Below are 11955 nucleotides of genomic sequence, written 5' to 3'. Positions count from 1 at the left end.
CGACTATGAGCAATGGCAGGAGGATACTGATTTTCACAAAGCTAGCAAGGGCGCTTCTTTAGTCAATAACCGTGGCGTGAATGGTGACCTAATCCTCAAATGGCAGATTGGGGAGAGGGACTATATGACAGCCCAGTTTTATGGCAATAAGAAGAAGGATTGGAGTGAAATGAGTGGAGCAGGAACGCTAAGACAAGCAGTAGAAACTCCTTTTACTCTATCATCTAATAGTGTAGATAATAGCTATATCCTAACGGGAGGTCTATTTTACCAGCACGACTTTAAGGACAAATCTCAGTTGCAGGCGAGATACTGGTACAATAAGAATCGTAATAAACTTGATGGCGACCACATAGAGGCGTATAGTAGAGGGGTAGAGAATAAGTACCTATTTGAATACGACAATCAGCGCTCCTCTATGAATCTTGAGGTCAACTACACTAAGCAGTTGGAAAGTGGAAGTAGTATTGATATCGGAAGTAATACACGGTGGATCAATGATAAGATCGAGCAGGTGAGTGAGCAATTGCCTATCTTTAATCATCGGCGATTTGACGAATACTTCTACGCCTCTTTCTCAAGCAAAATAGGAAAGCTCAATTATATGCTTTCGGCTGGATTGGAGGGTATTTGGCTTGATGCGGGTGGCGAGAAAAACAGCTACTGGAGACCAAGGTTTGCTGTTTCTGGCAACTATGTGATTGATAAGAAGAACACTATTCGTCTCAATTATAATCTGACTAATACCAGCCCAAGTGTAGGACAACTTAATCCCTACAACACTTCTAGTGACCCTCTAGTAGTTACACGAGGTAATCACCTGCTCATGCCTGAGCAGATGCATACAGTAGGGCTCAATTATAGGCTTAGATTGGGGCGATTCTTCCTCACTCCTCTGACCGTTACCTATAATCATTATACTGATAGGATTACCCCATACTCCTATATTGATCAAGGAGTTCGGGTCAACACTTATCAGAATGACGGGAAGTTTGACTTCTTATATTGGGGAGCAAACATTAACTATAACTTTAGGGATGGTTTGAGCTACGCTTATGTAGGAGGTGGACAAAATCGCTACTACTTTGAGGGGCAAGAGGTAAAGACTATGCCCCTAGTCAATGCTGGTGTGTGGTGGTACAAGGGTAAGTGGATGTTTGGTGCTGATATTAGCTGGCAAAAGTATAGCTATACTCCTCAGTCTAGAACTCAGTATTTTAGACCCACCTTTGCACAATTACAGGTTAATTATAATATCACTCCTGACTTTTATATTGCCGTGGCTCTGCAAAACTTTACTGGTGCTCTGACGACTGAAACCTTCTCGGAGACTGGCTCCTTCAAATCTTACAACTGGAATAGGCAGACAGACCTTGGTTTCCGACCTTGGATTCTTCTCCGCTACACTATTCGTAAGCATACCAAGGAAAAAATAGGCATAGGTAATGTGCTGCAAAGCCAAGAACAAGGAATAAAGCTCTAAATTAATTTCGTTTTCATTTACTGCATATTTACTCTTTGATGAGGTGAGCGAGTAAAGGGTCGGATTTGATGCGGGTAATTTCACTGTCAACGAGGAATAGCACTTCTTGTTTGACACGCTTATAGTTGGCTTCTATGGTCTCTTGGAGATTATCGGAGCCATCTTCGTTTTGGAAAGTGGCTATTTCGGGGATTGGCTGGTATTGCTTCATTTCAGCAGAGACCTTTGCGGAGTCTACCACTATCTCAGCGTGGAATATCTTCTGCTCTATACGCTCATCAAAGTTGTCGGAGACAGCACCTACAAACATCCCTTGCGTGAGGTTACTAATTTTGGAGGCAGGGATAAGGCTATCCATCTGTGTGGAGATAGAGGTGGACTTATCGTTGCGGTTGATGGTCATAGACTGGCGTTTCTGGAGTGCTTTACCAAAACGCTCTGAGAGAGTCTTAGCTGTTTCTCCTACTACTTGACCACTGAATACATTGCCCACCGTGTTTTGTATCACCTTGCTTTCCTTATCCCCATAGTCACGGGTGAGCTGGGAGAAGTCCTGAAATCCCAAACACACTGCCACTTTGTTACTTCGGGCTGTGGCGATAAGGTTATCCAGTCCACGAAAGTAGATGGTTGGCAACTCATCTATAATCACTGAACTCTTCAGCTGGTGCTTCTTATTGATGAGCTTTACGATGCGGCTATTGTACAGACCAAGAGCTGCAGAGTAGATGTTTTGACGGTCGGGATTATTACCCACCACTAATACTTTTGGCTCTTTTGGGTTATTGATGTCAAGTGAGAAATCATCACCAGTCATCACCCAGTAGAGTGCTGGAGAAATCATGCGAGAGAGTGGTATCTTGGCACTGGCTATCTGTCCTTGCAACTGGTCTTGAGCTCCACCCTCCCAAGCGTCCATAAAGGGAGAGAGGTAGTTAGCAAGCTCATCGTATGAAGTCAGTATCGGGAATATCTGAGCATAGGGTCGATTGAGGAACTCAATTGCGTGTGGAAAGGTGCAGTACTTTCCATTCTCGTAAATCTTCAGATACCAGATGATAGCAGCGAGTAGGATGATTGGTGACTCCACAAAGAAGTCTCCCTGCTTCTGTATCCAAGTTCGGTTGAGGTTAAGCATAATGGTATAGGCACTCTCATACGCATCCGAGATGTCCGTCATAAAAGCAGGATTGATAGGATTGCAGCGATGCGACTTGCGAGGGTCATCGAAGTTAATCACGAAGAACTGCGGTTTCAGTGGGTAAGCATCAATGTGATTGAGCAGGTGATTGTAAGCAATCTCCGAAAGGTCGGGGAACTTATAGTCGTAGATATACATAGCAAAACCTTTCTCAATCTGTTGCTTGATGTAGTTATTGACAATTGCATACGACTTACCCGACCCGGGAGTCCCCAGCACCATAGAAGCACGAAATGGGTTAACGATGTTGATCCAACCATTGTTCCATTTCTTCTTGTAATAGAAACGAGTGGGCAGATTGACCGAATACTCATTGGTCATTAGCCTAGTCTCCTGCTGAAAGCTCTCATTCTCGATGTTGAAGACATCGTCCATTAGGTTGTTCTTTAGCAATCTGCTCATCCAGACTCCACCCATCAGTAGGCAAATATATCCGACAGAGAGTGTGAAGATATAAAGTGAAGCATTCCCTACACTACTAAAGAGCAGAGCTAATAGCCACCAATTAAGGAAGAAGAATACAAATCCAATGGCTAATACCGTCCAAATCTTAGCCCAAGTAATTTTCTCCTCCTTAACTCCTCGTGTTCCCAAGCATGAAAGTCCAAGGAACAGCACACTAAAGAGCTTCGTCCAGAGTATTGAGTTGAATAGCCCCGTCGTCCTCTGAAAGTTCATCAGAATGGTATCTACCACACTGATGGTGAAGTGCCACTCGCGAAATGCCTCATAGCAAAACCAGTAGCAGTTGATGATGACGAAGAGAATAGAAATCCCCCTCATAAAGTCCATCACTTTGCCTAAGCCTCTCAAATCATCTTCTTGTCCCATATCTTGACATCGTATAGCAGGTACATTACTGCGTTGCTTGCGAGATTTGACTTTGGTCACATACCTTTGTATGCTCCCTTCAGCCTCACTCTTATCGCCTTGCACTGCACCTGCTCTGCAATGTCAAGGCACGCACAAACCATTATCTTCTCTTACCCTTTAAGCGAGGACGATTCTGACGGCGGAGTTTGCGTTGCCAAGCTGCCTCCTTCCAATCATCGTTACCTCTATTTACTGGTAGCTCATCAATTAGTTCTCCTATTACATCACTCTCCTCCCAGCCCCCTAAAGGGGGATTTTCATTGATTAAGTCCTCCATAGGAGGGTTAGGGGCTAAAGGAATGCGGTATAGAGTCTCATTGAGAAAAGGATTGAGAGCTGGATTAGCAAAGTAAGTATTAAAGACATTAGCAGAGTAGCCTTTTCCTAAGCGTGAGCCATTGACTACAATACCCTCCTTGTCGTCTATACAGGTGATGCCATAGAGCCGTCCGCCCTCATTTTTTCGGATAAAAGCTCGCAAACCGACCTGCTTTAATCCTTTCTGAAGCTCCTCTATCGTCTGAGGAGATGAGCGCATCACCTCCAAGAGACGACCACGCACAGTTCCAAGGTGTGTAGCAATTAAAGACTTAGACTGCTCCATTCGCCTCTCTAGAGCATCATACCCCACACCTCTCCCAATCTCTGAAGCATGTATTGGTGTTCCTACTTTATTACCCTTGCTATCTGTTGGAGCATAAACCACGCCATCATACTGTTTGCCTCGATACTCCCGCTTTACCTCTTCAGCACTCAGTTGATATGGGGCAAGTGCTGCATTGAGTTCACCAAGCGATTGAAAAGTGTAATGCTTCAGTACAAACTGCATCACACCCTCTATCTGTTGCTTGATATCCCCTTGATTTATATCCACCGCCATAGGCAATGCAGGTTTCTCCTCTTTTACTGACTTCTTAGAGCTCGATATCAGACTATACTTCTCTTCTAAGGCAGTAGTAATCCGCTTACTTCGCCACTTTTCAAATCTGTCGTTTACCTTTTGTCCCCCGCTATCCACTCGAAGTGAAACGATGTGGATATGCTCTCGAGCGATGTCCGAGTGCTTGAAGACGATATAAGGTTGCTCCCCATACCCCAGCTCCTCCATATACTCCTGGGCAATCGCCCTCAAAGTATCATCGTCCAGATGCTCATCAGGGTGTGGATTGAGCGAACAGTGAAAGACCACCTTCTTCGTTCTGCACCTATCTGGAATAGCCAACTGCATATCCTCCAAAACCTGCTCCATCGTGTAGGGCTGACCACTCTGCTGATAGAGTCCATTTGCCAATAGTACAGTAGCCTCCATCTGCTCCACTTTCCTAAAGTTGTAGCCAAGTGTACCCCCGAGATTGGCTGTTGCAGAAATCTTCGCAATCATCTCTTCTTCCGATAGTCAATGGTGAGTTCTACTGTCTGCTCTTGCAAAGCAATAATCTGCCCCGATAGCTCCACCAATTTTTCGAGTAATATCTGGGCAGTCTTGACTGAATGGTAGCTATTAATTGCCCGAACAGCCTGATTATATAGCACACCAATCTTGTGAATTTGAGAGGTTAATTCGGAGAGTTTACGATAATAATCCACGGCAGATTTATCTACTGTGACCACCTTAAACTCCTCACCAAAGAGTCTTGCCCTAACGAAATCAGACTTCGTTTTAGCTCCCGAACGACGATACATATCTATCAATTTTAGCTGCTCTTTTGGGTCAAGGATACGAGTATCCCAGCGATCCCATCTTACATTTTTCTTTTCCATATCTCTTATCTCTTCTAATCACGACTTTGGAGTGATTTCTCTCCCCTGTGGGGCAAGGTTTTTTGTCGGCGAAACGGGAGTTTGTCGGACAAAAACACACCTTGCCAATATCAAGATGATAGGGGTATGAAGAGTCTGCCTTGCGGGCAATCTCTTCGGGGGCTCCAGCTCCCTCCAATAGGTCTCAAATCCTTGTAGTGACAAAGGTACAAGGGATAAATAATCCATTCAATATTAACTACTTTCACGAGTTTTCTCGCTACTTCCCTATAGCTCCCGAGTAGTAAATAGCTACTTAATTAGTCGCTTAATTTGTGGTGTAATTAAGTCATCAAGTAATGATTTGATGGAATAATTAAGTGGTTAAATAACCGATGAATAGATTGACCAATAACGAACTTCATCAATTAGCCCATGGGGTTGTTACCAACTTGATTGCCCCATTGACTAATATGCTGAATAACTAAGTGATTAACTAATTAGCCTATTGATTAACTATTTAAGCACTTAATTAAGTAATCGAGAACTCGAGAACTCGAGTTAGAGTATATAAGAATCAAGACATGCAAAGTAAGTCGTAACATTTATAGAATTCATGGAGTTATGGAGAAAGAGAACAAGTACTACAAACCAATTTATCTTGGTTTTGCCTCTCAAAAAGGAGGGGTAGGCAAGAGTACATTAGCAGAAGTACTCGCCGCAATACTTTACTACGAAAAGGGTATTGACCTTATTGTGGTTGATTGTGATGGCACTCAGACATCGTTTAAGAAATTGAGAGATAGAGACCGTGCCCTCATTGAAGAAGACCCCCAGATCGCCGAAAGCATTCATGCACACTTTGAAAGATTTCAGAGACCATCGTATCGAATTATCGCAGCAGAACCCAAGGATGCTTTGAGGTTAGTGAATAGCACCCTTAACGGAATGGGCTCATCACTTCCTGACATGGTCATCTTTGACTTCCCTGGGCATTCCAGCACCAAAGAGCTATTAGAACTCTCCATTCAGATGGATTTTATCATCTGTCCCATCGAAGCAGATGTTCAATCATTGACTTCTTCCCTCGCTTATGCCAAGACGATTAGAGACATTGGCGTGTCTACTTCGAGTGTACGCATTCAAGATATCATTCTCGTCTGGAATAAGGTGGATCGTAGAGCTAGGAGCTTAATCATAGATGAATATACAAAGTACGTCAAAGAAATAGGATTGTCTCTCTTTGATGCTCAGCTATATAGTTCAGTAAAATTCAGTCGAGAGCTTGGTCAGGCAGGTGTCAAAGAGGTTTTTCGATGCTCTTACCTTCCCCCTCAACCCAAGCTGCGTATTGGTACAGGTCTCGATGAGTGGGTGCCTGAATTATTACAACGAATAGGATTAGTCACCAAGAGTGCAGAATAGTTTATGGGAACAATCAAAGAAGAAAGAGATGCTCTATTGGAAAGGAAATTGAAGGAAATGGGAGAGATGGGTAGTAGTCCTCACACGATTGATAAGAGCCCATTTTTTGACCCACCTAATGAAGTGTTTTTTAAATATCAAGATGAGCAACAAGACTCAGTACATTCTTCATTGAGCATTGAGGAAGAAATAGAGGATTCCATGATTCCTACTGGGATATCAGAGGAAGTGGAGGATGAAGTAGAAACTATAGTTCAAGAGAAAACAAAGAAGCCCCCTCAATTGAAGAGAAGTGTTACACAAAGAAAAGCAGACTTTTCCGAGTATCAGAAAAGGTTTCTCGCATTGAATGTGTTTGAGAAGCGAACACAATTCACGGTCAATAAGGAAACAACGGATTTGATGAGAATAATTCTTCAAGACTTGGGCTGTAAAACGACCCTTACAGCCTACATTGAGAATATCCTAAGAGACCATATCCGTGAGTATAGAGATTTGATAAACCAAGTCACCGCTAAGCGGAGACGTAAAGAGACGATTCCAGAATGAATACAACCACGATACTCAACATCTTACTTATCATGTCCATTGTCTGGATGAGTGTGGCGATACTCTATTTGATTGTTAAATTGGTAACACAGCTGATAACGATATATCCCTCTAAAGTTCATGATATTCATCGTTTGAAAGAGCTTGATAACCTATCAAAGAACAGAGCAAACGAGGAAATAGAAGCTGCAAATGCCATTAAGAATGAAGAAGTTCCCCTCTCATTGGTAGGGAAGAGTCGACCATACATTTCTCCATCTCCTTCCAATGATTTCCCGATAGTTCCTGCTACCTCCCTATCTGAAAAATCGGTTGAAAACGTAGATACCTTTGTCCCTGAATCGCCCGAGCAATCAGGCAATTCAGACGAGGTCATCGAAGAAGACTATGAACTTCAGATTGACTACACCGATGATATGGAGGAGGAGGTGGATGAGGAGCAAAACGAAAGAGAAGCACTCCTCATCTTTGAAGAGCCTATAGTGAAAGAGCCTCTTCACTCAGGTGGCGTATTGGTAAAGGAGTTGGCTCTTCTCCAGAAGACTACTCAGAAAGAGGCGTTAGATGAAGAAGAAGTTGAATCAGTCCGAGAGACCATCATAGAGCTTCAAGGCACAGACTTTTTGGAGCAGTATAAAAAGAATTGGATACACATCGACAAGGAGAGTAAAGGAATACTTAAGGTCATTAGAGAAGTAGAGGAACAGGGTCAAGAAACAGAATCAAAAAACTCTTCTATCATTAATCAAATTCCCGATTCCTCTACCTCTAAGACCTCAAAAGATGAGGAAAAGAAACCTCTCTCCTATTATCTCTAACAGAAAGCGTAATTGACAAATAGATAACGAATAGAATTAGAAGTATGAAGAGAAAGAAATTAATGCTGGCATTACTCCTCATAGCAGGGACTACTATAGGAGCATATGCCCAAGGAAATGGAATGGCTGGTATTAATGAAGCGACAAAGATGGTTACCTCCTACTTTGATCCAGCTACAAAGCTTATCTACGCTATTGGGGCAGTAGTGGGTCTGATAGGTGGCGTTAAGGTGTACAATAAGTTTTCCAGTGGAGATCCCGACACCAGCAAGACCGCCGCCTCTTGGTTCGGAGCCTGTATCTTTCTGATTGTAGCTGCAACTATCCTTAGGAGCTTCTTCCTTTAACTGTAGTATGGCTGAGTGGGAAATCAATAAGGGTGTAGGACGGAATGTTGAATTCAAAGGTTTGAAGGCACAATATCTCTTCCTCTTTGCAGGAGGATTGCTTGGTACTTTCATCGTTGTTGTGATCCTCTACTTGATTGGGGTCAATCAGATGGTCTGTCTGGGCATAGGCTTAGTGGGTGCCACCATCGTAGTGTGGCAAACGTTTGCCATGAACCGTAAGTATGGACAGTATGGATTAATGAAGCGAAGTGCTATTAAGAGCCACCCCCGCTACCTCATCAATAGACGCTCCGTTGCCTACCTTTTCCGTAACCTCAAGTTGATACAATTGCACCGATGAGAAATAGTAGCAAAATAAGCACCTTAGAGAGTAAATTTCCGCTCCTCTCGGTAGAGCATGGCTGTATTGTCTCTAAGGATGCAGACATTACAGTCGCCTTTCGAGTAGCGCTCCCCGAGCTCTTCACCATCACCTCTGTAGAGTATGAGTCGATGCACTCTGCTTGGCATAAAGCCATCAAAGTTTTGCCCAATTACACCATTGTGCATAAGCAGGATTGGTTCATCAAGGAGAACTACCAGCAGGAATTGACCAATAGGCAGGGAGGGGAGTACCTGACCTTCCTCTCCCGAGCTTCAGAAAGGCATTTCAATGAACGCCCTTTCCTCAATCATAGCAGCTACCTCTTCCTCACCAAGACCAATAGACAACGGATGCAACGACAGAGCAACTTTTCTACTCTTTGTCGGGGGCATATCCTGCCGAAAGAGATTAGTGACAAAGAGGAGGTCACCAAGTTCTTGGAGGCAGTAGACCAGTTTGAACGAATCATTAATGATAGCGAACAAATCAAGCTGACTCGGCTTACTGAAGAGGAAATAGTCGGTAGCGAGCATCACTACGGGCTATTGGATTGCTATTTCTCTTTGAATGGTGATAGCAACCCATCCCTTCAAGACATCCGATTAGGCGCAGATCAGGTACGGGTTGGGGACAATATCCTTTGTCTCCATACCCTCTCAGACACCGATGACCTCCCCACCTCCGTGAGTACCGATAGCCGATACGAACGGCTCTCCACAGATAGGAGTGACTGCCGATTGAGCTTTGCCGCTCCTGTCGGACTATTGCTCTCCTGCAACCATATCTACAACCAATACCTCTTTATAGAGGACAGTGATGAGAACCTACAGAGGTTTGAGAAGTCGGCTCGCAACATGCACTCCCTTGGGCGTTATAGTCGTAGTAACCAAATCAATGAGGAGTGGATACAAGAGTACCTCAATGTGGCTCACTCCCAAGGTCTCACCTCCATACGAGCCCACTTCAATGTGTTGGCTTGGAGTGATGACCCCGAGGAGCTTCGTCATATCAAAAATGATGTTGGCTCTGCCCTCGCTCTTATGGAGTGCAAGCCACGACACAATACCATAGACACCGCCACCCTCTACTGGGCAGGTATGCCCGGTAATAGTGCAGACTTCCCAAGCGAGGAAAGTTTCTATACCTTCATAGAGCCTGCTCTCTGCTTCTTCACTGCAGAGACCAATTACAAAGACTCTCTATCTCCCTTTGGGATAAAGATGGCCGACCGTTTGTCGGGTAAGCCCATCCACTTAGATATCTCAGATCTCCCGATGAAGAAAGGGATTACCACCAACCGCAATAAGTTCATCCTCGGACCATCTGGAAGCGGGAAATCATTTTTTACCAATCATATGGTACGACAGTACTACGAGCAAGGGGCTCATGTGCTCTTAGTAGATACGGGCAACTCTTATCAAGGGCTATGCACATTGATACACCAGAAGACCAAAGGCAAGGATGGGATTTATTTCACCTATACTGATGAACATCCTATCTCTTTCAATCCCTTCTACACAGATGACAACGTCTTCGATGTAGAAAAGCGTGAGAGTATTAGCACCTTATTGCTGACCCTATGGAAGAGCTCCGATGAACGGATTACCAAGACAGAGGCTGGCGAACTGGGTTCAGCTGTCAATGCCTACATCGAGTTCATCAAGGTGTCTCATAATCATACCCCATGCTTCAATGGCTTTTACGAGTTCCTACGAGACAGCTATCGAGAGGAGTTGAATCAAAGAGACATCAAAGTGACCCGTGAAGACTTTAATGTGGATAACCTATTGATCACGCTAAAGCAGTACTATAAAGGAGGTCGATACGACTTCCTGCTCAATTCGGATAAGAACATTGATTTGCTCTCCAAGCGATTTATCGTCTTTGAAATTGATGCCGTGAAGGACAATAAAGACCTCTTCCCTGTGGTAACCATCATCATCATGGAGGCATTCATCAATAAGATGAGGCGACTGAAGGGCATCCGCAAGATGATTCTCATAGAGGAGGCTTGGAAAGCGATAGCCAGTGCTAGCATGGCAGACTACATCAAGTACCTCTACAAGACCGTACGAAAGTTCTATGGAGAAGCCATTGTGGTAACACAGGAGGTGGATGACATCATTCAATCTCCCATCGTCAAAGAGAGTATCATCAACAACTCCGACTGCAAGATACTCCTTGACCAGCGTAAGTACATGACCAAGTTTGATGGTATTCAAGAGATGCTTGGGCTTTCGGAGAAAGAGAAAGGACAGATTCTCTCCATCAATATGAACAACGACCCCAACCGACTATATAAAGAGGTTTGGATTGGTCTTGGTGGTGTACAATCAGCAGTCTATGCGACAGAGGTCTCCATGGAGGAGTACCTCACTTATACAACTGAGGAGTTGGAGAAGGTTGAGGTAATGAAACGAGCAGAGCAATTGGGTGGTGACATTGAGGTAGCTATCCGTCAGCTGGCACAAGAGAAAAGAGAGAAGAACTAACAAAATTATGATTTAAGCAATGAAACAGAAGTTATTGATACTAATGTGTGCACTCGCATTCCTTGGGATTAGAGCAGAAGCTCAATGGGTTGTTACAGATCCAACCAACTTTGCTGGCAATATCGCCAATACGATTAAGGAGATAACGACTGCAAGTAAGACGGTCAAGAACACCTTGGACAACTTTAAGGAAGTGGAGAAACTCTATAACGAGAGTAAGCAGTATTACGATGCGCTCAAGAAGGTGAATAATCTTATAGGCGATGCTTACAAAGTGAAGGAGACCATCCTCATGGTAGGAGATATCTCCGAGATTTATGTCACCTCCTTCAAAAAGATGCTCAATGACCCCAACTTTAGACCGGCCGAATTGGCAGCTATGGCATCGGGTTATACAAAGCTCTTGGAGCTAAGTGGCGAGAGCCTCCGTGAATTGAAGAATGTGGCAAAGAGCAATGTCTTCTCAATGAATGACCACGAGCGGATGCAGATGATAGACCAAATCTATAATACCGTGCGTGAGTATCGCTCTATCGTTTCCTATTATACGCGAAAGAATATCTCGGTCAGTTATATCCGTGCGAAACAAAAGGGGCAACTGAATCAGATGCTCTCGCTCTATGGGACGGGTGATGCTCGTTATTGGTAATGATGATTATT

Annotated in this window: 11 protein-coding genes; 8 read left to right on the top strand and 3 right to left on the bottom strand. The window is 43.9% G+C overall.

The genetic code is table 11. From position 1 onward, the window contains the following. Nucleotides 1-1483, top strand: a 1483-nt coding sequence (locus tag QYZ87_05040; protein ID MDN4753895.1) for a TonB-dependent receptor, incomplete at its 5' end; no start/stop codon positions are given. A gap of 28 nt (nucleotides 1484-1511) precedes the next feature. Here QYZ87_05040 and mobC read toward each other — a convergent pair. The 3 genes from mobC to QYZ87_05025 all read right to left on the bottom strand — a co-directional run bounded on the left by mobC (nucleotide 1512) and on the right by QYZ87_05025 (nucleotide 5318). Beyond that, nucleotides 1512-3515 (bottom strand): conjugal transfer protein MobC, encoded by a 2004-nt coding sequence (gene mobC, locus QYZ87_05035; protein MDN4753894.1) that lies wholly within the window; start codon nucleotides 3513-3515, stop codon nucleotides 1512-1514. Nucleotides 3516-3657: 142 nt separating this feature from the next. After that, nucleotides 3658-4938 carry a conjugal transfer protein MobB gene (mobB, locus tag QYZ87_05030; GenBank protein MDN4753893.1) on the bottom strand — a complete coding sequence of 427 codons (1281 nt, stop codon included), beginning with the start codon at nucleotides 4936-4938 and terminating at the stop codon, nucleotides 3658-3660. After that, nucleotides 4935-5318, bottom strand: a complete 384-nt coding sequence (locus QYZ87_05025; protein MDN4753892.1) for a hypothetical protein — start codon at nucleotides 5316-5318, stop codon at nucleotides 4935-4937. Before QYZ87_05025 ends, mobB begins: the two co-directional genes overlap by 4 nt. 603 nt (nucleotides 5319-5921) lie before the next feature. Here QYZ87_05025 and QYZ87_05020 point away from each other — a divergent pair. The 7 genes from QYZ87_05020 to QYZ87_04990 are packed head-to-tail and all read left to right on the top strand — an operon-like array spanning nucleotide 5922 to nucleotide 11944. Then, nucleotides 5922-6722 (top strand): ParA family protein, encoded by an 801-nt coding sequence (locus QYZ87_05020; protein MDN4753891.1) that lies wholly within the window; start codon nucleotides 5922-5924, stop codon nucleotides 6720-6722. Nucleotides 6723-6725: 3 nt separating this feature from the next. Continuing rightward, nucleotides 6726-7271 (top strand): DUF3408 domain-containing protein, encoded by a 546-nt coding sequence (locus QYZ87_05015; GenBank protein ID MDN4753890.1) that lies wholly within the window; start codon nucleotides 6726-6728, stop codon nucleotides 7269-7271. Next, nucleotides 7268-8089: a hypothetical protein gene (locus QYZ87_05010; protein ID MDN4753889.1), complete on the top strand. Its 822-nt coding sequence runs from the start codon at nucleotides 7268-7270 to the stop codon at nucleotides 8087-8089. Before QYZ87_05015 ends, QYZ87_05010 begins: the two co-directional genes overlap by 4 nt. A gap of 44 nt (nucleotides 8090-8133) precedes the next feature. Next, complete coding sequence (locus tag QYZ87_05005) at nucleotides 8134-8436, top strand: DUF4134 domain-containing protein (protein MDN4753888.1); 303 nt, start codon at nucleotides 8134-8136, stop codon at nucleotides 8434-8436. A 7-nt stretch (nucleotides 8437-8443) separates the two neighbouring features. Further along, nucleotides 8444-8779, top strand: a complete 336-nt coding sequence (locus QYZ87_05000) for a DUF4133 domain-containing protein (GenBank protein MDN4753887.1) — start codon at nucleotides 8444-8446, stop codon at nucleotides 8777-8779. Next, nucleotides 8776-11295, top strand: a complete 2520-nt coding sequence (locus QYZ87_04995; protein MDN4753886.1) for a TraG family conjugative transposon ATPase — start codon at nucleotides 8776-8778, stop codon at nucleotides 11293-11295. Before QYZ87_05000 ends, QYZ87_04995 begins: the two co-directional genes overlap by 4 nt. A gap of 19 nt (nucleotides 11296-11314) precedes the next feature. Next, nucleotides 11315-11944 carry a DUF4141 domain-containing protein gene (locus QYZ87_04990; GenBank protein MDN4753885.1) on the top strand — a complete coding sequence of 210 codons (630 nt, stop codon included), beginning with the start codon at nucleotides 11315-11317 and terminating at the stop codon, nucleotides 11942-11944. Nucleotides 11945-11955: the final 11 nt, after the last annotated feature.

The sequence above is a fragment of the Porphyromonadaceae bacterium W3.11 genome, assembly GCA_030434245.1.
Lineage (GTDB): Bacteria > Bacteroidota > Bacteroidia > Bacteroidales > Porphyromonadaceae > Porphyromonas_A.
The sequence above is the reverse complement of the archived record's forward strand: the minus strand, read 5'-3'. Positions and strand labels throughout refer to the sequence as shown.